This is a genomic window from Pseudomonas cremoris, assembly GCF_014230465.1.
On the sequence record NZ_JAAXCY010000012.1, the window covers coordinates 1 to 24280 of the forward strand.

The 24280-nt window shown below is 61.9% G+C and carries 24 protein-coding genes; 17 read left to right on the forward strand and 7 right to left on the reverse strand.

Annotation, left to right across the window (positions count from 1 at the left end; all coding sequences use genetic code 11):
- Together HF257_RS26165 and HF257_RS26170 are read left to right on the forward strand one after the other, a co-directional pair.
- The coding region (locus tag HF257_RS26165; RefSeq protein WP_185707844.1) for a ribonucleotide-diphosphate reductase subunit beta at positions 1-277 on the forward strand (277 nt) is incomplete at its 5' end.
- A 149-nt stretch (positions 278-426) separates the two neighbouring features.
- Entirely contained in the window at positions 427-915 is a 489-nt protein-coding gene (locus HF257_RS26170; protein WP_185709118.1) for a DUF1289 domain-containing protein, read from the forward strand.
- Positions 916-975: 60 nt separating this feature from the next.
- On the opposite strand, the gene mdeB is transcribed toward HF257_RS26170, so the two are convergent.
- The gene (gene mdeB, locus HF257_RS26175; protein ID WP_185709117.1) at positions 976-3654 is read right to left on the reverse strand and encodes an alpha-ketoglutarate dehydrogenase; all 2679 of its coding nucleotides are present in this window, start codon (positions 3652-3654) and stop codon (positions 976-978) included.
- A gap of 191 nt (positions 3655-3845) precedes the next feature.
- On the opposite strand from mdeB, the gene HF257_RS26180 reads away from it, so the two are divergent.
- The 3 genes from HF257_RS26180 to HF257_RS26190 all read left to right on the forward strand — a co-directional run bounded on the left by HF257_RS26180 (position 3846) and on the right by HF257_RS26190 (position 6584).
- Positions 3846-4760 carry a class I SAM-dependent methyltransferase gene (locus tag HF257_RS26180; protein WP_185709116.1) on the forward strand — a complete coding sequence of 305 codons (915 nt, stop codon included), beginning with the start codon at positions 3846-3848 and terminating at the stop codon, positions 4758-4760.
- Positions 4761-4909: 149 nt separating this feature from the next.
- Positions 4910-5629, forward strand: coding sequence for a phosphatidylcholine synthase (gene pcsA / locus HF257_RS26185; protein WP_185709115.1), 720 nt, complete (start codon positions 4910-4912; stop codon positions 5627-5629).
- A 175-nt stretch (positions 5630-5804) separates the two neighbouring features.
- The gene (locus HF257_RS26190; RefSeq protein ID WP_185709114.1) at positions 5805-6584 is read left to right on the forward strand and encodes a TSUP family transporter; all 780 of its coding nucleotides are present in this window, start codon (positions 5805-5807) and stop codon (positions 6582-6584) included.
- Here the strand turns inward: HF257_RS26190 and nudC are convergent.
- Positions 6552-7385 (reverse strand): NAD(+) diphosphatase, encoded by an 834-nt coding sequence (gene nudC / locus HF257_RS26195; protein WP_185709113.1) that lies wholly within the window; start codon positions 7383-7385, stop codon positions 6552-6554. The two genes, HF257_RS26190 and nudC, sit on opposite strands and share 33 nt — an antisense overlap.
- A gap of 5 nt (positions 7386-7390) precedes the next feature.
- Positions 7391-8203 (reverse strand): crotonase/enoyl-CoA hydratase family protein, encoded by an 813-nt coding sequence (locus HF257_RS26200; protein ID WP_185709112.1) that lies wholly within the window; start codon positions 8201-8203, stop codon positions 7391-7393.
- A gap of 192 nt (positions 8204-8395) precedes the next feature.
- On the opposite strand from HF257_RS26200, the gene HF257_RS26205 reads away from it, so the two are divergent.
- The 4 genes from HF257_RS26205 to HF257_RS26220 all read left to right on the forward strand — a co-directional run bounded on the left by HF257_RS26205 (position 8396) and on the right by HF257_RS26220 (position 12051).
- Positions 8396-9652, forward strand: coding sequence for a chloride channel protein (locus tag HF257_RS26205; protein WP_185709111.1), 1257 nt, complete (start codon positions 8396-8398; stop codon positions 9650-9652).
- Positions 9653-9726: 74 nt separating this feature from the next.
- The gene (locus tag HF257_RS26210; RefSeq protein WP_185709110.1) at positions 9727-10281 is read left to right on the forward strand and encodes a UPF0149 family protein; all 555 of its coding nucleotides are present in this window, start codon (positions 9727-9729) and stop codon (positions 10279-10281) included.
- 91 nt (positions 10282-10372) lie between these two features.
- Positions 10373-11629, forward strand: a complete 1257-nt coding sequence (locus tag HF257_RS26215; RefSeq protein WP_185709109.1) for a 3-phosphoshikimate 1-carboxyvinyltransferase — start codon at positions 10373-10375, stop codon at positions 11627-11629.
- A 32-nt stretch (positions 11630-11661) separates the two neighbouring features.
- Positions 11662-12051, forward strand: a complete 390-nt coding sequence (locus HF257_RS26220) for a hypothetical protein (protein ID WP_185709108.1) — start codon at positions 11662-11664, stop codon at positions 12049-12051.
- Positions 12052-12057: 6 nt separating this feature from the next.
- Here HF257_RS26220 and HF257_RS26225 read toward each other — a convergent pair whose 3' ends face one another.
- On the reverse strand, positions 12058-12435 hold the full coding sequence (locus HF257_RS26225; RefSeq protein WP_185709107.1) for a tautomerase family protein: 378 nt from the start codon (positions 12433-12435) through the stop codon (positions 12058-12060).
- Between the two features lie 106 nt (positions 12436-12541).
- Here HF257_RS26225 and HF257_RS26230 point away from each other — a divergent pair, with 106 nt between their 5' ends.
- Complete coding sequence (locus tag HF257_RS26230; protein ID WP_185712124.1) at positions 12542-13339, forward strand: LysR substrate-binding domain-containing protein; 798 nt, start codon at positions 12542-12544, stop codon at positions 13337-13339.
- A 62-nt stretch (positions 13340-13401) separates the two neighbouring features.
- On the opposite strand, the gene HF257_RS26235 is transcribed toward HF257_RS26230, so the two are convergent.
- Entirely contained in the window at positions 13402-14007 is a 606-nt protein-coding gene (locus tag HF257_RS26235; protein ID WP_185709105.1) for an NAD(P)H-dependent oxidoreductase, read from the reverse strand.
- A 69-nt stretch (positions 14008-14076) separates the two neighbouring features.
- Between HF257_RS26235 and HF257_RS26240 the strand changes: the two genes are divergently transcribed.
- Entirely contained in the window at positions 14077-14676 is a 600-nt protein-coding gene (locus HF257_RS26240; protein ID WP_185709104.1) for a TetR/AcrR family transcriptional regulator, read from the forward strand.
- Here HF257_RS26240 and HF257_RS26245 read toward each other — a convergent pair.
- Both HF257_RS26245 and HF257_RS26250 read right to left on the reverse strand, forming a co-directional pair.
- On the reverse strand, positions 14651-15334 hold the full coding sequence (locus HF257_RS26245) for a GNAT family N-acetyltransferase (protein ID WP_185709103.1): 684 nt from the start codon (positions 15332-15334) through the stop codon (positions 14651-14653). The genes HF257_RS26240 and HF257_RS26245 overlap by 26 nt on opposite strands.
- A gap of 21 nt (positions 15335-15355) precedes the next feature.
- Positions 15356-16264, reverse strand: coding sequence for a LysR family transcriptional regulator (locus tag HF257_RS26250; protein ID WP_185709102.1), 909 nt, complete (start codon positions 16262-16264; stop codon positions 15356-15358).
- A 112-nt stretch (positions 16265-16376) separates the two neighbouring features.
- Between HF257_RS26250 and HF257_RS26255 the strand changes: the two genes are divergently transcribed.
- The 6 genes from HF257_RS26255 (at position 16377) to HF257_RS26280 (ending at position 24279) form a co-directional block, all read left to right on the forward strand.
- Positions 16377-17558: an MFS transporter gene (locus tag HF257_RS26255; RefSeq protein WP_185709101.1), complete on the forward strand. Its 1182-nt coding sequence runs from the start codon at positions 16377-16379 to the stop codon at positions 17556-17558.
- A 54-nt stretch (positions 17559-17612) separates the two neighbouring features.
- Positions 17613-18323 (forward strand): FadR/GntR family transcriptional regulator, encoded by a 711-nt coding sequence (locus HF257_RS26260; protein ID WP_185709100.1) that lies wholly within the window; start codon positions 17613-17615, stop codon positions 18321-18323.
- Between the two features lie 103 nt (positions 18324-18426).
- The gene (gene lhgO, locus HF257_RS26265) at positions 18427-19620 is read left to right on the forward strand and encodes an L-2-hydroxyglutarate oxidase (RefSeq protein ID WP_185709099.1); all 1194 of its coding nucleotides are present in this window, start codon (positions 18427-18429) and stop codon (positions 19618-19620) included.
- Between the two features lie 58 nt (positions 19621-19678).
- On the forward strand, positions 19679-21004 hold the full coding sequence (locus HF257_RS26270; protein WP_185709098.1) for an MFS transporter: 1326 nt from the start codon (positions 19679-19681) through the stop codon (positions 21002-21004).
- A gap of 81 nt (positions 21005-21085) precedes the next feature.
- Entirely contained in the window at positions 21086-21937 is an 852-nt protein-coding gene (locus HF257_RS26275; protein ID WP_185709097.1) for a CAP domain-containing protein, read from the forward strand.
- Between the two features lie 152 nt (positions 21938-22089).
- On the forward strand, positions 22090-24279 hold the full coding sequence (locus HF257_RS26280) for a GAF domain-containing hybrid sensor histidine kinase/response regulator (protein WP_185709096.1): 2190 nt from the start codon (positions 22090-22092) through the stop codon (positions 24277-24279).
- The last annotated feature ends 1 nt before the right edge of the window (position 24280 follow it).

Sequence of the window (24280 nt, forward strand, 5' to 3'; positions counted from 1 at the left end):
GACCCAGATGATCCTGCAAGGGACCCAGCTGGAGATCGAATACGCTCGCGACACCATGCCGCGTGGGGTGTTGGGCATGAACGCGGCGATGATGGAGGACTACCTCAAGTTCATCGCTAACCGTCGTCTGTCGCAGATTGGTTTGAAGGAAGAGTATCCAGGGACGACGAATCCGTTCCCGTGGATGAGCGAGATCATGGACTTGAAGAAAGAGAAGAATTTCTTTGAGACGCGAGTGATTGAGTACCAGACCGGCGGCGCGCTGAGCTGGGACTAATCAACAACACAGATCCAATGTGGGAGCGGGCTTGCTCGCGAATGCGGTGATTCAGTCACCGGATGCATCGACTGATACACCGCATTCGCGAGCAAGCCCGCTCCCACATGGGTTTGCGGTGCTTTCCGGATTTTGTAATCAAGCCTCTTATGCCCAACCAAACCATCAAAACCCCCTGCGTCGGCCTGTGCTCCACCGTCTATGGCGACCTGGTCTGCCGGGGCTGCAAGCGTTATCACCACGAAGTGATCCAATGGAACGGCTACAACGCTGAGGAAAAACAGGCGGTGTGGCTGCGTCTGGAGCAATTGCTGGTGCAAGTGATGGCCAGCAAGCTGGAAGTGTTTGATCCGCCCCTGCTGCGCCAGCAACTTGAAACGCGCAAGATCCGCTTTGTGCCGCAGCAATCGCCGTATTGCTGGGCGTACCAGTTGATTGCGCGAGGCGCACGGGTGATTTCCAAGTTGGACGCCTATGGCCTTGCGTTGTTGCCGGAGTTTCGCGAGCGGCACCTGGCGGACTTGCGGGATGCGATTGACCGGGAGTTTTTCCTGTTGTCGGAGGCGCATTACGAGCGCTATATCGCGCCGGGGTTTCTAAAGGAGACCTTTGGGCCAGCCCTGATCGCCACTTTATAACCAACACCTCTTGATAGTGTGGGAGCTGGCTTGCCAGCTCCCACCGTTGAGCCCTGATGTTCAACAGACCCAGGGCATATCGCGCTCTGCCTGCAAGCCGTACTTCTCAATCGCCGCTTGGCAAACCTGCCTCTCCAATCCCCCCTGCTCCACCAACGCCGTCAGCGCTGCCAATACGATGTGGTAACGATCCACCTCAAAGAAATCACGCAACGCCACCCGCGTATCACTGCGTCCAAAACCGTCGGTACCCAGTACGGTGTAGCTGGAGCTGACGTACGAGCCGATCATCTGCGGCACCGCCCGCACATAGTCGGACACCGCCACCACCGGCGCACCGTTGGGCAAACAGTCAGCCAAATGGCTGGTGCGGGCGGTGCCTTGTGGGTGCAGACGGTTCCAGCGTTCCACCTCTCGCGCATCCCGCGCCAATTCGCTGAAGCTGGTCACGCTGAACACCTCGCTCGCCACTTGCCAATCCTCTGCCAGCAACTGCGCGGCTGCCTGCGCCTCACGCAGCAAGGTGCCGGACGCTATCAGGCGCACCTTGGCATTCGCCGCGCCTTCAAGGCGATACATGCCCTTGATAATCGCTGCCTCCACACCGTGCGGCAGGCTCGGCTGCGGGTAGTTTTCGTTCATCAGGGTCACGTAGTAGAACTCGTCCACATCGTGCTCGAGCATCTGGCGCATGCCATGGTCGAGGATCACCGCAAACTCCCCGGCAAACGCGGGATCGTAGGCGCGGCAGTTGGGGACCGTGGCCGCAGTGAGATGGCTGCTGCCGTCCTGGTGCTGCAAGCCTTCGCCGCCCAAGGTGGTGCGCCCGGCGGTGGCGCCGAGCAGGAAGCCACGGGCGCGCTGGTCGGCGGCGGCCCAGATCAGGTCGCCGACGCGCTGGAAACCGAACATCGAGTAGTAGATATAGAACGGCAGCATGCGCAGGCCGTGTACCGAGTAGCTGGTGGCCGCCGCGACCCAGGAGCTGATGGCGCTGGCTTCGCTGATGCCCTCTTCGAGGATCTGGCCGTCGGTGGCTTCGCGGTAGCTGAGGATCGAACCGATGTCTTCCGGCTCGTAGCGCTGGCCAACGCTGGAGTAGATGCCAATTTGCTTGAACAGGTTGGCCATGCCGAAGGTGCGCGCCTCGTCGGCGACGATGGGCACGATGCGCGGCCCCAGGGCCTTGTCCTTGAGCAGGTTGGTGAGCATGCGCACAAAGGCCATGGTGGTGGACATTTCCTTGCCCTCAGCGGCCGTCGCAAAACCGGCATAGCCCTCTACTGCAGGTACGTTGACCGGCGCGGCGGCCTGGCTGCGGCTGGGTACATAACCGCCGAGGTCTTTGCGCCGCTGGTGCAGGTAGCGCAGCTCAAGGCTGTCGTCGGAAGGCTTGAAGAAGCTCAGGGATTCGGTCTGCTCGTCCGTCAGCGGCAACTGGAAGCGATTGCGAAAGGCGATCAGCGCGTCACGGTCGAGTTTTTTCTGCTGGTGGGTGGTCATCTTGCCCTGCCCGGCTTCGCCCATGCCGAAGCCCTTTTTGGTCTGGGCCAGGATCACGGTGGGTTTGCCTTTGGCCCGACGTGCCGCGTGGTAGGCCGCGTGGATTTTGACCATGTCGTGGCCACCACGCTTGAGGCGGTCGATCTGCTCATCGCTCATGTTCTCGACCAGCTTGGCCAGGGCTTCGCTTTGGCCGAAGAAGTGTTCGCGGTTGTAGGCACCGTCCTTGGCGGCAAAGGTCTGGAACTGCCCGTCGACGGTGTTGGACAGGGTCTCGACCAGCGCGCCATCCGTATCCTTGGCCAGCAAGGCGTCCCAGTCCGAGCCCCAGACGAGCTTGATCACGTTCCAGCCGGCACCGGCGAACAACGCTTCCAGTTCGTCGATGATGCGCCCATTGCCACGTACCGGACCGTCGAGGCGTTGCAGGTTGCAGTTGACCACCCAGGTCAGGTTGTCGAGGCCTTCGCGGGCGGCCAGGGTCAGGGCCGACATGCTTTCCGGTTCATCCATCTCGCCGTCACCGAACACGCCCCACACGTGGCGATCGGTGGTGTCCAGCAGGGTGCGGTGCTGCAAATAACGCATGAAACGCGCCTGAAAAATCGAGCTGATGGGGCCGATGCCCATGGAGCCGGTGGGAAACTGCCAGAAGTCCGGCATCAACCATGGGTGCGGGTAGCTGGACAGCCCGCGTGCGCCCGTCTTGGGCCCACCGAGTTCCTGGCGATAGTGGGCCAGGTCCTGCTTGCTGAGGCGCCCTTCAAGGAAGGCACGCGCATAAATGCCTGGAGCGGAATGCGGTTGATAGAACACCAGGTCTCCACCAAAACCGTCGTTACGCGCACGGAAAAAGTGGTTGAAACCCACTTCAAATAAATCCGCTGCACTGGCATAGCTGGCGATATGCCCGCCGAGTTCGCCATAGGCCTGGTTGGCCCGCACCACCATGGCCAGGGCGTTCCAGCGTACCAGCGAGGCCAGGCGCTCTTCGGTGGCCAGGTCGCCAGGGAACGCCGGTTGCTGCTCGACGCTGATGCTATTGATGTAGGGCGTGCCGTGGCGCGGTTTCCAGTCGATGTGCGGGGCACTGCCTTCGCGGGCCAGCAGGTCGAGGATCTGCCGCGCCCGCGCCGGACCGGCATTTGCGACCAGTGACGCAAGGGCATCGCGCCACTCGTCCAACTCTGCCTGATCCAAGGCTGTGTGATTCACTGCACTCGCGAAACCGTTCATGGGCACCTCCGGGCTTTTTTTCCAGTTTATGTCGGGGCCTGAGGATTTTTTGCCTGTTATCAGGCGGGAAAATTCGTTTTTTGAGCATGATTAACTGCCATTCAGACGTTTCTCAGCACGTTGTGCTCATGTACCCCGAAACCCTGCAACTGTGTTTAAAATGCCGCCCGCTCAACGACCGACGCTAAACGATGAACCCAGACGCACTCGCCACCCTGCACGCTCACCTGCTCACCGCCCTGGAGAACCCGCCCAGCGAAACTCGACGCCTGTTCCACGGCCGTGGCCGCTGCTGGCCAGGCCTGGAGCAACTGACGGTGGACTGGTTGCAAGGTGTGTTGCTGGTGTCGCTGTTCAAGGAGCCCGAGACGGCGCAGCTGGAAGCCCTGAAACAGCTGCTGCACACCCAGTTCAGCGCCTACACCGTTGCCCTGCAACACCGTTACCTGCCGCAAAGCACCACCGAATGGCTGGTGGGCAACCCCATCGACGAACTGACCATCACCGAAGGCGGCCTGCGTTACCTGATCGACCTGGGTAAAAAACAGAACAGCGGGCTGTTCCTCGACATGCGCTACGGCCGCAACTGGGTACGTGAACAGGCCGAAGGCCAGCGCGTGCTCAATCTGTTTGCCTACACCTGTGGGTTCTCCGTAGCAGCCATCGAAGGCGGTGCCGACCATGTGGTGAACCTCGACATGGCGCGTGGTGCACTGAGCCGGGGCCGCGACAACCATCGCCTGAATGGCCATGACCTGAGCAAGGTCAGCTTTCTTGGCCATGACCTGTTCAAGTCCTGGGCCAAGGTCACTAACAGCGGCCCCTATGACCTGGTGATCATCGACCCGCCGTCATTCCAGAAAGGCAGCTTCCTGCTGACCAAGGACTACCAGCGCGTTCTGCGACGCCTGCCGGATTTGCTCACCCCACAGGGCACGGTGCTGGCGTGCATGAACGACCCAGCCTTCGGCGAAGACTTCCTGATCGACGGCGTAACCCGCGAAGCGCCGGGACTGCGCTTTGTCGAGCGCTTGGCAAACCCGCCGGAATTTCCTGATATTGACGCGCAAAGTGGCTTGAAGGCGCTGGTGTTCCGCCAGGGCTGATGCCGAAACGCCCCACGCTTGCTACGCTAAGTGATACACCGGGGTGGTGAACCTTCTTGCCCCCTTCCCGGTCGATACCTGCATTCCCCGGCCAGACCCGACGGCGTTACGTTGTCGGCTGCCCCGTTTCACCTTTTGGAGAACCGCCCGTGATATCGACCCTGCATGTAGCCAGACTCAAAGCCTGGGGCGCCCACGGCTTTACCGCTACCGGTGTGGTGCTGGCCTTTTTGGCCACGCTGGCACTGCTGGAAAACTCACCCAAGGCCTGCCTGCTGTGGCTGGGGCTGGCGCTGGTGGTCGATGGCGTCGACGGCTCGCTCGCGCGACGGGTCAATGTGAGCACGGTACTGCCCAGCTTTGACGGCTCGGTGCTGGACCTGGTGATCGATTACCTCACCTATGTGTTTATCCCCGCGCTGTTTATCTACCGTTATATCGACCTGCCGGACTTCACCCACCTGTTCACGGTGTCGGTGATCCTGGTGTCGTCGCTGTTCTGCTTCTGCAACGTGAACATGAAGAGCAAGGACAACTATTTTGTCGGCTTTCCTGCCGCGTGGAACGTAGTCGCGCTGTGCGTATACATCATCCAGCCCGAGGCCTGGGTCACGCTGTTGACGGTGATCGGCTTGGCGCTGCTGACCGTGACACCGATGAAGTTCCTGCACCCGTTCCGGGTGAAGCGGTTTATGCCGATCAATATCGCGGTGACCACCATCTGGCTGCTGTGCAGTTTCTTGATGGTGGTGGATTACCCGAACACCAACCCGTGGACGTTTGGGTTGTGGTCGCTGATGTCGGCATATTTCCTGGGGATTTGCATCTGGCGTACGGCGCTGGAGTGGCTGGACAAGCGTCACGGCTGATCGCAGTCGAACAGGTGGGAGCGGGCTTGCTCGCGAAAGCGGTGGATCAGTTACAGATGTTGTGACTGACACACCGCTTTCGCGAGCAAGCCCGCTCCCACATTTGGTTCTCCATACATCTCGCAGTAAGATGGCGGCCTTTCGCACAGCGCCCTGCCAACCATAAGCCCTGCCCATGCCCTTCGAACTCAGCGTTGACCTCACCACCCTCGCCATCCTGGCGTTTGTCGCCTTTATCGCCGGTTTCATCGACGCCATCGCCGGCGGCGGCGGTCTGCTCACCACGCCTGCCCTGCTTACCGCCGGCATGCCGCCGCACTTGGTACTGGGCACCAACAAGCTCAGTTCCACCTTCGGCTCCGCCACCGCCAGCTTTACCTTCTATCGCCGCAAGCTGTTTCACCCGCGCCAGTGGGTGCATGCCATCGTCGGTACGTTTATCGGTGCGCTGACCGGCGCCGTAGTGGCTCACTACCTGCCCGCCGAGACCCTGAACAAAATGCTCCCGGTGATTGTGTTTGGTTGCGGCTTATACCTGTTGTTCGGCGGCACGCCCAAGGCGCCGCTGGACGCCGACGCGCCGATCAAGAAGAAATGGCAGTCCACCCAAGGTTTTGGCCTGGGCTTCTACGATGGTGTAGCCGGCCCAGGTACCGGTGCATTCTGGACCGTCAGCACGATGTTGATGTACCCCGTGGACCTGGTGAAAGCCAGCGGCGTGGCGCGCAGCATGAACTTCGTCAGCAACGCGGCGGCGCTGTCGGTATTTATTTTCAACGGGACGGTGGACTGGATCGTCGGCCTGACCATGGGCATTTGCGTGATGTTCGGCGCGTTCTTTGGCGCACGCAGCGCAATCAGCGGCGGCGCCAAATTCATTCGCCCGGTGTTTATCACCGTGGTGCTGGGCCTGACCGTGCGCCTAGCCTGGCAGCACTGGTTCAGCGTGGCCTAAACGCCGCGCCAGGTAGAGGTCGATCAGGTAACGCGCAATCGAACGTGACGCCGGCAACGGCGGCAGGTTGTGCACATTGAACCACTGCGCGTCTTCGATCTCGTCGGCCTGGGGCACGATGTCGCCACCGGCGTACTCGGCATGGAAGCCCAGCATCATCGAATGGGGAAACGGCCAGCACTGGCTGCCCATGTACTGGATGTTCTTCACCTCGACCTGCACTTCCTCGTGCACTTCGCGGATCAAACAATCCTCAGCCGACTCACCCGGCTCGGCGAACCCCGCCAGGGTGCTGTAGACCCCCGTGACAAAACGCGGCGAACGCGCCAGCAGGATCTCGTCGCCACGGGTCACCAGCACGATCATGCTCGGCGAAATCCGTGGGTAGCTGCGCAGGTCGCAGGCCTGGCAATACATTGCCCGCTCCCGTGGCACCTGGACCATGGCCTGGCCGCAACTGCCGCAAAACCGGTGCTCGCGCGCCCAGGTGCCGATCTGCGCGGCGTAACCCAGCACTTTGTACAGGGTGTGATCGCCTTGCAGCATGAAGGCCCGCAGGCCCTGCCAGCTGCAACCCGGCACTTCGGCCGGCGCGTTCAGTTCCAACAGGTACACCGGCTCACCGTCGAGGTGGCCGATGCCGTGCTCGGCGAACACCGACAGGTCCTGGCGCTTGAGCCATTCGCGGGGAAACAGCGGGCCATTGGTGTCATGTAAAAAACCATCGCGGCTGCGGGCGACAGCCCAGCCGCCAGGGGTGTCGTTGTCCAAAAGCGTTGTGGTAATCCAGCCTGGGGTCATGTCAGTCAATCCACGAATTCGGGTTTCTGCTTACTCATATGGGCCGCGATGGCCACGCGCAGGTCGTTGGATTGCAACATAGCCGAGTTCCAGGTGGCAACGTATTCCAGACCGTCATTGACCGTATGGTCACGCATATAGCTGATCATGGCTTTAGTGCCGGTGACGGCAATCGGCGATTTGGCGGCGATTTCATGGGCAATCTCCAGCACGCCGGCCAACAGGCTTTCTTGATCGGGGTAGACACGATTGACCAGGCCGATGCTGCGCGCTTCCTCGGCGCCGAATTGACGACCGGTGTAGGCCAACTCACGCAGCATGCCGTCGCCGATGATGCGCGGCAGGCGCTGCAGGGTGCCAACGTCGGCGGCCATGCCGATGTCGATTTCCTTGATCGAGAACTGCGCACCTTCGGCGGCGTAGCGCATGTCGCAGGCGCTGATCAGGTCGATGGCGCCGCCGATGCAGTAACCCTGGATCGCCGCCAATACCGGCTTGCGGCAATTGTCGACCGCGTTGAACGAGGCTTGCAGTTCAAGGATCTTGCGGCGCAGCAAGCGCGCGTTGCGCCCTACGTCCTTGCCGAAGTCGTTGGCCACCGAGGCCAGCATCATCAAGTCGATACCCGAGGAGAAATGTTTGCCGGCGCCGCTGAGCACCACGGCGCGCACGGTGTCGGTGTCTTCGACCCATTGGAAGATGTCGATGATCTCGGTCCAGAACGCGGCGTTCATCGCGTTGATCTTTTCCGGGCGGTTGATCTGCACATGGGCAACATTACCGGTGAGTTCGACGACGAAAGCTTGGTATTCGGACATGGCAGTGATCCCTGACTGGCGAGTGATAAGGCCCGAACTATAACAAGGGTGCACAACGGCGCATCGGCCAAAAACGGGACTGACAAAGGTAATGGAATGTTGTGACTGCACGGTTCATGCAGCGCCATTACATTTCACGCGGGGGGCACGGTTTTTCGGCTATACAATCAGGGCCATTGCCTGGAGCCGCCTATGCCGACCACGTTTCGTTCATCCTTGATCCTGGCCCTGGTGGTCGTGCTGACCGGTATCGGCGCTGGCCTGGGCGGGATGTTGCTGGCGTTGCTGTTGCACGGCATCCAGCACCTGGCTTACGGCTACAGCCTCGACAGCCTGGTCAGCCATGAAACCTTCCTGCTAGGCGTTACGGCCGCGTCGCCCGAGCGGCGCTTGCTGGTGCTGGTGGTCTGCGGCCTGGTCGCAGGATTGGGCTGGTGGACGATTTATCGCTATGGCCGCCCGTTGGTCAGCATCAAGCAAGCGGTATCGGACAAGATGCCGATCATGCCGCCCAAGACCACCCTCGCCCACGCCTTGCTGCAAATCGTCACCGTGGCCCTGGGCTCGCCGCTGGGCCGTGAAGTGGCGCCACGGGAAGTTGGGGCGCTGGCCGCCAGCTGGTTGTCGCAACGTGCGCGACTCGAACCCCAGATGCATCGCCTGATCGTGGCCTGTGGCGCGGGCGCCGGGCTGGCGGCGGTGTACAACGTGCCGCTGGGGGGTGCGGTGTTTGTCTTGGAAGTGCTGGTGGGTGCATTCAGCTGGCCGGCAGCGGTGATTGCATTGGCGACCTCGGCGATAGGTGCATCGGTGGCGTGGGTCGGGCTGGGGGCAGAGTCGCAATACGTGGTGCCGCAATTTGTGCTGAGCCCGGTGCTGATCGCCTGGGCCGTGGTGTGCGGGCCAGTATTCGGGTTGGCGGCGTACGCTTTCACCCGCATCACCGGCAAGGCGCGGGCGAACGCTGCGAGGGGTTGGCGGCTGCCGGTGCTGTCGCTGATCAACTTCACGATCATCGGTGGGCTGGCGATGTTGCTGCCGCAAATACTGGGCAACGGTAAAGGCCCCGCGCAACTGGGTTTCGACAATCAACTGACCATCGGCCTGGCCGCGCTGCTGCTGGTGGTCAAGGTGCTGATCACCACCAGCAGCCTGCGCGCCGGCGCCGAAGGTGGGCTGTTGACGCCAGGCCTGGCCAATGGCGCGCTGCTGGCGATCATCCTTGGCGGCGCCTGGAGCCTGCTGTGGCCGGGCGTGCCGTTGGGCGCGTTTGCGATCATCGGCGCGGCGGCTTTTCTGGCGGCCAGCATGAGCATGCCGCTGACGGCGATTGTGCTGGTGGCGGAATTTACCCGAATCGAGCATGACTTCCTGGTGCCGATCATCCTCGCGGTGGTGGGCTCGATGTGCGTGAGCAAGCTGTGCAAACGCGGGGAAAATGCTGGATAAAACCCGGCACACCCGCCATCCTTCGCGCTTTAAGCCGCCCCACCTGCGGCGCTCGACGTTTAAAGGATATGCCCATGCACGCCCAACCCCTCTCCCCGACCGAATTCGAATTTATCCAAGACACCCTGCAAAAGTACGGCGACGACCATTCGGTGCTGAACCTGGCCGAACTCGACGGTTATTTCACCGCGCTGGTGTCCAGCCCGGTGCAAGTGGATGTGGCCGAGTGGTTCCCGGCGATCTGGGGCGGGCAGAACCCGGAATGGGACAACATGGATGAAGCGCAGCGTTTCCTGGAACTGTGTGTGCGCCACATCAATACCCTGGCCGAGCAACTGGCCACCGACGCTGAGCGCTTCAAGGCACGCTTCGACGAAACCGAACATCAGGGCCAAAACGTGACCCTCGCCGAAGAATGGTGCTTCGGCTATATCCGTGGCGCGGCCATCGGCAATTGGCCCGAACTGCCGGCGGCGCAGGCAAGCGAGTTGGAAAAAATCTCCTGGTGCGCCGAACAGGACAACTTCGAACTGCCCGCCGACCTGGATGTAGCGGCGCATCAACAGCGCGTCAGCCAGATCGAACCGGCGGCGCGGGCGTTGCATGATTACTGGTTGAGCCAGCGCTAAGCCTCGACAAGCACCGCTGCTTTGGCCGATTATTCGGGTCCGCCCGTCGGCCACTCCGTGCCACCTTGCCTTGAATCAGGAGCCTTGTACCTTGAGTTCGCAGAAAACCGTGACCGTTACACCGCCCAATATCCCCCTCAATGGCAAGGTCGCGCCCCCCGGCTCCAAATCCATTACCAACCGCGCCCTGCTGCTGGCGGCCCTGGCCAAGGGCACCAGCCGCCTGAGCGGTGCGCTCAAGAGCGATGACACCCGCCACATGTCGGTGGCCCTGCGCCAGATGGGCGTGACCATCGACGAGCCGGACGACACTACGTTTGTCGTCACCGGGCATGGCAAGCTGCAATTACCTGCGCAGCCGCTGTTCCTCGGCAATGCCGGCACGGCGATGCGCTTTCTTACTGCAGCGGTCGCGACCGTTGAAGGCACCGTGGTGCTGGACGGCGACGAGTACATGCAGAAACGTCCGATTGGCCCGCTGCTGGCCACCCTCGGCCAGAACGGTATCCACGTCGACAGCCCCACCGGTTGCCCGCCAGTCACCGTGCACGGCGTAGGCAAAGTGCAGGCCAAGCGTTTTGAGATTGATGGCGGCTTGTCCAGCCAATACGTATCCGCCCTGCTGATGCTCGCCGCCTGCGGCGAAGCACCGATTGAAGTGGCGCTGACCGGCAAGGACATCGGCGCGCGTGGCTATGTGGACCTGACCCTGGACTGCATGCGTGCATTCGGTGCCCAAGTGGAAGAAGTCAACGACACCACTTGGCGCGTAGCCCCAACCGGCTACACCGCCCATGACTACCTGATCGAACCCGACGCGTCCGCCGCCACCTATCTGTGGGCTGCCGAAGTATTGACCGGTGGCCGCATCGACATCGGTGTCGCCGCGCAAGACTTCACCCAGCCGGACGCCAAGGCCCAGGCCGTAATCGCGCAATTCCCGAACATGCAAGCCACGGTCGTTGGCTCGCAGATGCAGGACGCGATTCCGACGCTGGCGGTACTCGCAGCCTTCAACAACACCCCGGTACGCTTCACCGAACTGGCCAACCTGCGGGTAAAAGAGTGTGATCGCGTGCAGGCGCTGCACGACGGCCTGAACGAGATTCGCCCAGGCTTGGCCACCATCGAAGGCGACGACCTGCTCGTGGCCAGCGACCCTGCCCTGGCTGGCACCTCGTGCAATGCATTGATCGACACCCACGCCGACCACCGCATCGCCATGTGCTTTGCCCTGGCCGGCTTGAAAGTGTCGGGCATCCGCATTCAGGACCCGGACTGCGTGGCCAAGACCTATCCTGAGTATTGGAATGCCCTGGGCAGTCTTGGGGTTCAACTGAGCTACTGAGGACACAGCGCCGGAATGGGGAGGCAATGCACATGACAATTCGCCAACCCTGCCCACCCGGCGCCTGCGTCTGTGATCGCGAGCAACTGCTGGAAACCCCAGGCGCCGACCAGCGCATCCTGCAGCTCACGCGCCAGGAAGAAAAAAAGCTGCTCGAGCGCCTTGAAGACCTCAAGAGCCTGCAAGACCTGGAGCGCATGCAACAGCTGATGTACCAGCAATTGGGCATCCGCGTGCATGTCGCGCCGGGGCACACCGAGGTCAAAAGCATGCGCGGGATTCAAATCTTGATCGATGACCTGCCGGGCATGTGTCGCAAGACTCGCCAGTCAATCCCGGCCGCGATTCGCCGGGGCTTGGAGAAACGCCCGGAAATTGCCTACCGCCTGCTGGACGCCCACGACCTGTTTCGCGAAGGCTGACACCTGCTACGCATTGCCCCGGCCTCCGCCAAATGACCAATCCTCAGCCGCTGTGGTGCTGATCACGATCATTACATCCTCAGGATCCAGCCCGATGCTGGCGCTCAGGCGCTGGGTCACCGCCTGATAAAACCGTCGCTTGGTTGCCGTGTCTCGCGGCTTGCCTCCCGTGATTGCAATCAACACGAAGTCCGCGCTGCGCGGGCCGCCCAGATAGTCAGCATCCACAATCAGCTCCCCCACGTCATGCTGGTGGATGACGTGGAATCGATCACCTACGGGAATTGCAAAGGCCTCCACGAGTGCGTCATGCACGCCGTGGGACAGGGCCTGTAAGTACTCGGCGGATTTCCCGCGATGCAGTGAGATACGCGCGTATGGCATGTGCAGTGCTCCGACAATTGAGTTGACGGGCAAAAACTAGCAAGCCAGGATCATTCCGAATATCAGATTAAACAATACCCACCATCCTGTTTATGTGGACCATTCAATGCGCCTGCCCACCTTCGACCTCGATGTACTGCGCACCTTTGTCCTGGGGATAGACTTGCGCAGTTTTGCCAAAGCTGCGGACCGTCTGGGGCGCTCCACCTCAGCCATCAGCGCACACTTGAAAAAACTCGAAGAGCAAGTAGGCACACCGGTGCTGAACAAGTCTGGCCGTGGACTGGCATTGACGCCTGTGGGCGAAGCATTGCTGGGCCATGCCCGACGCTTGCTGGAACTCAATGACAGCATTTTCGACGCATTGAACCAGACCCGCACCGAAGGAACGCTACGCCTGGGCGTGCAGGAAGATTTCGGTGAATGGGTGCTCAGCGATGTGCTGCGACGCTTCGCCCTGCTGTACCCGATGATCAGCTTGGAAGTGCGGATTGCCCGCAATGCCGAACTGCTGACCTTGGTTGACAGTGGCAACCTCGACTTGGCGCTCACCTGGGCCACCGGGCACGCCTCGCCCTACGTCACGCCTCTGGGGCAAACCCCCATGCATTGGATTGGCCCCCACGACCAACCGATACCCTCGCGCAAGGTGCCGCTGCCTCTGGTGATGTTCGACGCGCCTTGTGTGCTGCGCAGCGCCGCCACCGAAGCATTGGACCGCGCTGGCATTGCCTGGCGCGTTGCGCTCACCAGCCCCAGCGTCGGCGGCATCTGGGCCGCCGTGGATGCCGGGCTGGGGGTGACATTGCGCACGTCGATGGGTTTGCCGGGCCACTTACGCGTGTTGGAGGAACTGCCATCGGTGCCTTCATTGGCGTATGAACTGCACCGCAACCGCCAATAGCCCACCGAACCAGTGGCGCAGTTGGCGACGCTGATTCGTGAATCCCTGGAGCGGCATCTGCTTTAGGCTTCCTGGCGGGCCTCGGCTTGGGTAAACAACTGCTGCCCCAGTTTCAGGACGGTTTTCAAATGCTCCTGCGCCGTCCCGGACTCGGAGTCCAGCAACAGCTCGGATGTCACCACCTGCGCGCCGCAGTAATCAAAGATCCCGTAATCGATTTGCGTGCGCATGGCCTTGGCGTAACCGTGGCGGTCAAATGCGCCGTCATCGGCCGCACCCAATGCCAATAGATGCACCTGCAAGTGCCGCAGTTTTTTCACCACGGGCATGTCCGGGCCGTAATCGATTGCCCAGCCGTTGACGAACACGCGGTCAACCCAGCCCTTGAGCAGGCCCGGCATCGACCACCAGTAGATAGGGAATGCCAACACCAAGGCGTCTGCCCGGTCGATACGCGCTTGCTCGGCCAGCACATCGGCGGGCGGCTGGGCGCGGGTGCGATGCACTAAGTGATCGGCAGCGGTGTAGCGCGGGTCGAAGCCTTCGGCGGCGAGGTCGGCGATTTCGTAGGTGTGGCCGGCAGCAGTCAGGCCAGCGGCGGCTTGCAAAGCAATGTTGTGGGTGAGGGATTGCGGGTCGTGATGTGCAACAACGATCAAGGCATGCATGACATTGACTCCATTTCGGTTTAGGCTGGGCTTAAGTTACCTTTGGTAAGTTACTTTTGGTATATAAGCATGTCAAGCAGTGAATCCCCCGCCCCACGTCGTCGCCTATCGCGTGAAGACCGTCTTCGACAATTGTTGGATGTGGCCTGGCAAATGGTACGCGATGAAGGCACCGAGGCCCTGACGCTGGGTCGCCTGGCAGAGCTGGCGGGCGTTACCAAGCCAGTGGTCTATGACCACTTCGTCACCCGCGCCGGGTTGTTGGCCGCGTTGTATGAAGATTTTGACGGGCGCCAAAACCAGGTGTTTGCCGATGCCATCGAAGCCAGCAACGCCACGCTGGAAGATCGCGCCTGGGTGATTGCCTCGTCTTATGTCGATTGCGTGTTGCTGCAAGGGCGGGAGATACCAGGGGTGATCGCCGCGCTGAGCAGTTCACCGGAACTGGAAACCCTGAAGCGACAGTACGAGGCGATCTTCCTGGATAAGTGCCGTGATGTGCTGTCGCCGTTCGGTCGAATATCCCAGGCGGGATTAAGGGCGATGCTGGGCGCTGCGGAAGCCCTGTCCCACGCGGCTGCCAGCGGCGAAATCAGTCGCGAGGAAGCGCAGCAGGAGTTGTTGGCGACGATCCTGGCGATGGTCAGCCGCGGGCGCGGTCCTGGATAAACATCTGCACCTTGCGGGTCAGTTGATCAAGATGGCGGTCGCGCTGCTTTTCCGCGTCCACCATCGCGCGCTTGCCGTGTTTTTGCAGCAGGTAGGTGTGAATCTGCCGCACTTCCAGCGAGCTGTAGATCGACGCCACATCCAACACGCCCATCAGCCCGTCGGTGCCGTAGTCGCGGGTATTCATAAGCACCTGGGTGCCCCGCGCTGCGCGCACTTGAAAGCCCATCGCTTCAAAGGCCGCCACCTTCTCCACCGCACACGCCAATTCCGCGTGGGGATAGCGAGCGAGCACATCCTGCATCATGCCCCGCGCCACACCCTGGCGCCGATGGCCAGCCTGCACCGCCATAAACGCAATACCACACGCCTCAGGATCATCCTTTACCGGCAGGCACAGCACAAAACCGATGACCTTCTCGGGGTCTTGTGCATCGGTCGCCACGATCAACTCGACGGCAATGCCTTTTGTACCGTTCAAGGCTTCGAGGTACAGGTGTACCTCAAACCCGACGGCGTATTGGTAGATGTTGTACAGCAGGTTGCTAGGCGGCAGCGCGACGCTGCTGATGTCGGTGAGGTTATCCACCACCATCTGCAGGACCTGCGCATTGATGGGCTCGGGGCACGGCGTGGTGTAGCGGGTAAGGCTGAACATGCAAATTCCTGGAGTTTCGCGTCAAGGCAGCGGCGATTGTACCTGTTGCGGCCCGCAGACCTCACGCAAACATCCGCGTAGCCAACGATGGGCCAGGTCGGCGTCGAGCCGAGGGTGCCAGAGCATCGCCACGGTAAACGCGGGTAAGGTCAGCGGCAATGCGAAACTGTGCAGGCCTTCGCGTTGGTGGGCGGTGTAGCGTTCGGGCACGCTGGCAATCAGGTCTGTGTCACGGGCCAACGCGATGGCGGTGGAGAAACCGGCGACGATGGTGCTGATCTGCCGCGTGAGGCCTTGGGCTTCAAGGGCATCGTCGATCTGGCCCCGATCCTGGCCACGTCGGGATACGTACACGTGCTGGCCTTGCGCATACCGCTCGGCGCTGACTTCGCCTCGGCTGAGAGAATGGCCGGCGCGCACCACGCCAATCAAGCGGTCACGGAACAGAGCCTGGGTCAGTAGCTCGGGGCTGGCGTCGGCATCGACAACGCCGGTGTCCAGGTCGACGCTGCCTTCGCGCAGCGGAGCGCTGTCCTTATCGGTTTTATTGACGAAACGCAGGCGCACACCGGGCGCATCCCGGGCAATTCGCGCGAGCAGCGCCGGGCCGAAGTTTTCGACGAATTCTTCGCTGGCGCGCAGGGTGAAGGTGCGTACGACCTGTGCCATATCCACGGTTTGGGTGGGCCTCAACACCGCGTGAGCCTCTTGCACCAAACGGCTGACCTGTTCACGCAGTTCCATCGCCCGTGGCGTCGGCACCAGGCCACGGCCAGCGCGCACCAGCAGCGGGTCGCCGGTGGTCTCGCGCAAGCGTGCCAGCGCCCGGCTCATGGCGGAAGGGCTCAGGCGCAGGCGCTGCGCCGCACGGGCGACGCTGCCTTCGGTGAGCAATACATCCAGGGTAATCAGCAAATTGAGATCGGGCATCGGCACTCCATAGCTGGCGTTTTACGCAGGTATTAACTGCAACTCATGCGTCTTCCGCCATGTTAGGCGACCCCGTAGATTTGTGACAGTTGCCTTCATCCAAGGAAATCCCATGCCCTCCTCTTCACGTGGCGCACTTGCAAGCCTGTCCCTGTCCATGTCTCTCGCGTCCCTCGGTACCAGCATCGCCAACGTTGGCCTGCCCAGCCTGGCGCAGGCGTTTGAGGTGTCGTTCCATGCGGTGCAGTGGGTGGTGTTGGCGTATCTGCTGGCGATCACCGCGGTGATTGTGAGTGCCGGCCGTTTGGGCGACCGGCTGGGGCGGCGTCGCCTGTTGCTCGCCGGGTTGCTGCTATTCGCGTTGGCGTGTGGGTTATGCGGCGTCGCCCCCACGCTTGAATGGCTGGTGGGCGCACGCGTCCTGCAGGGTTTGGGGGCAGCCGTCATGATGTCCATGGCATTGGCGATGGTCGGCGACACAGTGAACAAGGCGCACACGGGCCGGGTGATGGGCTTGCTGGGTACGATGTCGGCCGTGGGCACCGCCATGGGCCCGAGTGTGGGCGGGGTGTTGCTGGAACTGTGGGGCTGGCGTGCGGTGTTTCTGGTGGGGGTGCCGCTGGGGTTGCTCGCCGCCGCCCTCGCCTATCGATATTTGCCAACGGACCAGGCGCGTACGTCAATCTCCGGTGGCCTTGGTTTGCGCATGGCCTTGCAAGATGCGCCCCTGCGCGCAGGCCTGGCGATGAGCGCCCTGATTGCCGCCGTGATCATGGCTACCTTTGTGGTCGGGCCGTTTTACCTGTCCCGGGGCCTGGGCCTGGATACGGCATGGATGGGCCTGGCCATGGCCGTCGGGCCTTGCGTTGCGGCCGTCAGCGGCATACCGGCGGGCCGTCTCACCGACCGCTACGGCAGCCAACGCATGACCTTCGCCGGGCTGGCCCTGCTGGCCTGCGGCGCACTGGCGCTGTCATTCGCCTCGGGGCTGTTCGCCTATCTGGGCGCGCTGGTGATTTTGACCTGCGGGTACAGCCTGTTCCAGGCAGCGAACAACACCGCTGTGATGAGTGATGTCGACGCTTCACGCCGCGGCACTGTCTCGGGCCTGCTGAACCTGTCGCGAAACCTTGGCCTGATTATCGGCGCTTCGGCCCTCGGCGCGGTATTTGCCTGGGCCACGCCGGACGTGATCCACGCCAGCCCGCAATCAGTGGCCAACGGCCTGCACACGACCTTCGCGGTCGCCCTCGGATTGATCCTGCTGGCGAGCGTGATGCGACACAAAATTTGACAAGTCAAAATCGTAACGACTATTGTCTGACAACCTGATCACCAAGGCTGTCCCATGCTTGAGCTTCAACGCCCTGATTCGCTCGTCGTACGGGTTGTCAGTGCCCTCCGTGCAGAAATCGACTCCGGCCAATTGCCGCCGGAATCGCGCATGCCCACCGAACAGCAACTGGCCGAACAACTCAACGTCAGCCGCTCCGTGGTGCGTGAGGCAATTGCCCAGCTCAAGGCTGATGGCGTAATCACTGCGCGTCGGGGCTTGGGCTCGTTCATTTCGCAGACGCCTGCGGGCACTGTGTTCCGTTTTCCGCAAGCTGACGGGCGCAGCCCAAACCTGGCGCAGATGTTTGAAGTGCGCCTGTGGATTGAAACCCAAGCCGCCTCGATTGCCGCCCAGCGCCGTGATGAGGCTGACCTGCAACGCATGAAAAGCGCCCTGCAGGCCATGCACGATAACCGCGACAACTTCGAAGCCGCCGCCATCGCCGACGTGGAATTCCACCGCGCCATCGCCGACGCCAGCAAGAATGACTACTTCGTGGCGTTCCATGACTTTCTGCGCAGCCAACTGGCCAGCGCCCGCAAGACGGCCTGGGAAAACTCGGCGTCGCGTTTTGCCACTGGCTCTGCCGACGCTACCCAGGAACACCAGTTGCTCTACCAGGCGATTGCCGACGGCGACGCTCAACGCGCCGCTGCCAGCGCCGAAGCGCACTTGCGCGCGGCGGCACGACGCTTAAGCCTGGAGCTGCCCGCCACCCGTTGACCCTTTAAGTAGCGTGTCCTGGACACGCCATTTTTTTAACAAAAACATTAGTCTGACAACCTGATAAGCAGACCGAAATGTGCAATTTGAGGCACCCCACGCAATGATTCACGATTTTTGCATTATCGGCGGCGGCATCGTCGGCTTGGCCACCGCGATGGAACTGCTCAAGCGCCAGCCCGGCGCGTCCCTGGTGATCCTGGAAAAAGAATCGGTGCTGGCCAAGCACCAGACCGGCCACAACAGCGGCGTGATCCACGCCGGCATCTACTACGCACCGGGCAGCCTCAAGGCCGACCTGTGCAAGCGTGGCGCCGAGCAAACCAAGCAGTTCTGCACCGAACACGGGATCAAGTTCGAGGTATGCGGCAAGCTGTTGGTGGCCTCCAGCCCGCTGGAAATGCAACGGATGGAAGCGCTGTACGCACGCTCCCAACTCAATGGCATGAAGGTCGAGCGCCTGGATGCCGACCAGTTGCGCCAGCGCGAACCGAATATTGTCGGCCTGGGCGGGCTGTTTCTCGACGCCACCGGCATCGTCGACTACCGCCAGGTGTGCGAAACCATGGCGCAGGTGATCCGCCGCAGTGGTGGGCAGATCTGCCTGGAACGCACGGTCACCGCGATCCACGAAGACACCGACAAAGTCACCGTCAGCACCCATGGTGAAACCTGGCAAGCGCGGCACCTGGTGGTCTGCGCGGGCTTGCAGTCGGATCGGCTGGCAACGTTGGCCGGGATAAACATCGATCACCAGATCATCCCGTTCCGTGGCGAGTATTTCCGTCTGCCGGCGTCGAAAAACAACATCGTCAACCACCTGATCTACCCGATTCCCGACCCGGAGCTGCCGTTTCTTGGCGTGCACCTCACCCGCATGATCGACGGCAGCGTCACCGTCGGCCCGAACGCCGTGCTGGGCCTTGGCCGCGAGAACTACCGCAAGTTCTCGGTGAATTGGCGCGACGTCGCGCAATACGCCAGCTTCCCCGGTTTCTGGAAAACCATCTGGCAAAACCTGGGCTCAGGCACCACCGAGATGAAGAACTCGCTGTTCAAGTCCGGCTACCTGGAGCAGTGCCGCAAGTACTGCCCATCGCTGACCCTCGACGACTTGCTGCCCTATGAAGCGGGCATCCGTGCCCAGGCAGTGATGCGCGACGGCAGCCTGGTGCACGACTTCCTGTTCGCCCAGACCTCGCGAATGCTCCACGTCTGCAACGCGCCCTCGCCGGCCGCCACTTCAGCCATGCCCATCGGCGCGATGATCGCCGACCGCCTGTTCCAGCCCGAGTAACACCCCGAAACACGCGTCCATTTGACAATAACTATAAAGACCCAGAAGGAAGTCCAGCATGTCGGCACCTGCCTCCATCCCGACCACCGAAACACCCGAACAATCCCGCAAGCGCCTGCGCAAGGTGGCCGCCGCCACCATTTTTGGCTCGATGCTGGAGTGGTACGACTTTTACCTGTACGCCACCATGGCAGCCATTGTGTTTTCGAAGATCTTCTTTGATAACAGCGACCCCAAGACCGCCACATTGATGGCCTTCTCTACCTTTGCCATCGGTTTCATCGCCCGTCCGTTCGGCGGCATCCTGTTTGGCTACCTGGGCGACAAGTTCGGCCGTAAACAAGTACTGGTGCTGACTTTCTGCCTGATGGGCGTGTGCACCACGCTGATCGGCCTGATCCCGAGCTACGCCTCCATCGGCATCTGGGCGCCGATCGTGCTGGTGTTTATCCGCATCATCCAGGGCCTGGGCGCGGGCGCCGAGTTGTCCGGTGCGGCGGTGACCTCATATGAACACGCCTCCCAGGGCAAGCGCGGCAGCCAGGGCGCCTGGCCGGCATTGGGCCTGAACCTGGGCCTGCTGCTGTCGTCGCTCACCGTGTACTTGCTGACCATTAACGGTAACGAGTTCCTGCTGGCCGGCGGCTGGCGTATCCCGTTCATCTGCAGCATCGTGCTGGTGGGCGTGGGGCTGTGGGTGCGCAACAGCATCCCGGAAACGCCGCAGTTCAACGAGCTGAGCAAGGAAGCGGCAAAAGCCAAGGCTTCGCCACTCAAAGCGCTGTTCAAGAACGACCTGAAAGGCCTGGCCGTGGTGTTCTTCGTGGCCATTGGCTACAACGCCTTGAGCTACATCTTCAAGACCTTCTCCCTCGCCTACCTGACCCAGTTCAAAGGCGTGGACGTACACGTCACCTCGCTGTCGGTAACCATCGCCAGCCTGATTGCCATCGTCGCCGTGCCGTGCTTTGGCTGGCTGTGCGACAAGTGGAGCAGCAAGACCGTGCTGATGCTCGGCGGCGTGTGTTCGCTGCTGTTCGCCTACCCGTTCCTGGCCCTGCTGAATACGGGTGAAAGCCTGATGATCTACATCGCCATCGGCGTGGGCACCGGCATCCTCGCACCGATGATGTTCGCACCGCAGGGCTCGTTCCTCAGCCGTCAGTTCCCCACCCAAACCCGCTCTTCGGGCTTCGGCACCGGGCGTGAAATCGGCACCGCCATCGCCGGTGGCCTGGCACCACTGGGTGCACTGTCGATGGTGGCGGCGTCGGCCACTCACTCCACCGATGGTGTGGTGATCATCCTCGGCATTTCGGCACTGTTGGTGGTGGTGTTCGCCTTGTGCGACCAGGGCCGTAAACACTCGACCTTCAAGAACTGAGCAAAAAAGTTCGGACCAACGGGTGCATGGACGCACCTACATCGCGCATCATGGGCACTTTCAAGCTCAAGGGTAACGTCCATGCGCGTGCTGTCATTGATGATGAGCCTGACGACGCTGGCCGCCACTACGGTGTTCTGCGCCAGCGCGATGGCGAATGAAGAAAGTCAGTTGGTACAACAGATCAACGAATACCGCAGCCAGGTGCAACGCTGCGGTAACCAGGGCTCCCAGGAGCTGCCACCGCTGGCCAGCGATACACGCCTGGTGCTGCCGGCCAATAATGTCGGCGACCTGCAGCAGGCACTGGCCCGTGCCGCATACCCTATGGTCAACGTGCAGGCCATCAGCCTGTCGGGGCCCAAGGATGCGCAAGCGGCCATGAAGGCCGTGCGCGAGAGTTTCTGCCGCGTGGTGCTGGACCCGCAGTTTGTCGATATCGGGGTGAGCAACAGCGGCCAGGACTGGCGCATCGTGCTCGCCCGCCCTCTGCTCACCAGCGGCTTGGGTGACTGGCAGACCGAAGGTAAACAACTGCTCAGCCTGATCAACGCTGCCCGTGAACAGCCGCGTCAGTGTGGTACGCAGGCGTTTACCGCCACCACCCCATTGTCGTGGAACGAAGATCTCGCGGGCGCCGCCAACAGCCACACGCGCAACATGGCCAATGGCAACTTCTTCGACCACCTCGACCACGACGGCCGCACCCCCGGTGACCGCGCCGAACTGGCCGGTTATATCGCGAAGAACATCGGCGAAAACATCGCTGCCGGCCTGGACACCCCACGCAAGGTCGTCGACGGTTGGCTCGCCAGCCCCGGCCACTGCGCCAACCTCATGAACCCGCAATTTCGTGAGCTGGGCGCGGCGTATGCCATGGACCCGAAAAGCGATGCGGGGATTTATTGGACAGGGGTTTTCGGCGCGCAATAGCCAGTGGCTGAATCGCCTCATCGAAGGAGGAGCATCAAAGTGCCATCTCATGGATAATTGCGCTGAACTGGCAGCGGCCACACGGGTCTGTAGCTTGATAGCCTGATCTTTCAGGCAGCTTAAAAGATGGCGGCAAACAAGGTGTTCTCCCAATGATGAATTGGCTGCAAAGCAGCAGCGACATGGCTGAGCGTGTTCGTCAGCATGATTGGGCCAGCACGCCCCTGGGGCCGCTGGAACAATGGCCGGACGTACTCAAGACCACCGTGGCGCTGTGCTTTGCCTCAAGCTTTCCCCAATCCATCGTTTGGGGGCCGCAATTGACCATGCTCTACAACGACGCGTTCATTCCGATCCTGGGGGATAAACCCTATGCATTGGGGCGCCCGTTCAGCGAGGTATGGCATGAAGTCTGGGATAAGGTCAGCCCGATCGCCAAGGCCGCATTCGAAGGGCATGCCACCTATATAGAGAACTTCCCGCTGGTGATCGAGCGCGGCGCCGGCCCCGAGCAAGCGTATTTCACCTTTTGCTACAGCCCGATCCGCGACCCCCTGGGCAAGGTCGTGGGCATGCTGGATACCGTCACCGAAACCACCGCCACCGTGTTCCTCGCCCGCCGCCTGGCGGTGCTCGACGCTGTCGGCAGCGCCGTGGCCAATGCCGCCGACGCCGAAGCCATCATGACCACCACCACCCGCCTGCTGGCCGAGCACCTGCAAGTGTCGAACTGCGCCTACGCCGACATGGACGCCGATGAAGACGGCTTTACCATTCGCGGCAACTGGGCTGCGCCAGGTTCGCCGAGCATTGTCGGGCACTACAGCCTTGCGTCATTCGGAACGCTGGCGGTACAGCGCCTGAATGCCGGGGAACCCGTGGTGGTGCAGGACAACCGCATTGAGTTCACCCCCGAGATTGCTGCCAGTTACCAGGCGTTGGGGGCCCTGGCCACCGTGTGCTTCCCGCTGATCAAGGACGGCCGCCTCACCGCGCTGATGGCCGTGCATCACAAGACTGCGCGGGTCTGGTCGCCCTACGACCTGGCGTTGGTCAAAGAGGTCACCGAGCGTTCCTGGGCGCATATCGAGCGCGTGCGCGCCGACGCCGCCGTACGCGAAGGCCTGACAGCGTTTACCGAGCTCAACGCAACCCTGGAACAACGGGTGGAAGAACGCACCGCCGCCCTCACCCAGGCCGAAGCGGCATTGCGCCAGTCGCAAAAGCTGGAAGCCATCGGCCAGTTGACCGGTGGAGTGGCCCACGACTTCAACAACCTGCTGACCATCATCCGCTCATCCGTAGACTTCCTGCGCCAACCGGGGCTGTCCGAAGAACGCCGCCAACGCTACATGGGCGCGGTCTCCGACACTGTCGAACGCGCCAGCAAGCTCACCAGCCAATTGCTTGCATTCGCCCGTCGCCAACCGCTCAACCCGCAAGTCTTCGACGTGGGCGTGCGCGTGCGCAACATCGGCGAGATGCTCGAGAGCCTGACCGGCGCACGTATCCACGTGCAGGTGCAGTTGCCTGAACACCCGAGCCATGTGTGCGTCGACTCAAGCCAGTTCGAAACCGCGCTGATCAATATCGCCCTGAATGCACGTGACGCGATGGAAGGCCAAGGCACCTTGACCTTGCGCGTGGCTAACGTCGACAGCGTGCCGCGCATCCGTGGCGATGCCGAGATCCGTCAGCCGTTTGTGGCCATTTCCCTGACTGATACCGGTGGGGGAATTCCCGGCAACGCTTTCGAGCGTATTTTCGAACCTTTCTTCACCACCAAGGCTGTCGGCAAAGGCACCGGGCTGGGGCTGTCCCAGGTGTTCGGGTTTGCCAAGCAGTCCGGCGGCAACGTCGATGTGGCCAGCACCGTGGGCCAAGGGACAGTGTTTACCCTGTACCTGCCGCAAGTGGCGCCGGAGGCTGCGCAGCAGCAGCAGTTACCGCAGGAGGATCACGCCGCGCTTCGGGATACGGCGCTGCGCCATATCCTCATCGTGGAAGACAACCTGGAAGTGGGCCGCTTTGCCAACCAGATCCTGCAGGACCTGGGCTACCAGACGACCTGGGCGACCGATGCCGAACAGGCACTGGCGCTGGCTGGCCCTGAGGCACAAGCCTTCGATGGGATTTTTTCGGATGTGGTAATGCCGGGGATCACCGGCGTGGCCATGGCCAAGCTGTTGCGCGAGCGGCGTCCGGACCTGCCGGTGGTGCTGACCTCCGGCTACAGCGAAGAGTTGGCCGACAGCGGCTATGAAGGGTTTGAATTCCTCGCCAAGCCCTACTCCGCCGACCAGGTCGCGCGGGCGCTGGCCAAGGCCATGCTGAGGAACTGAA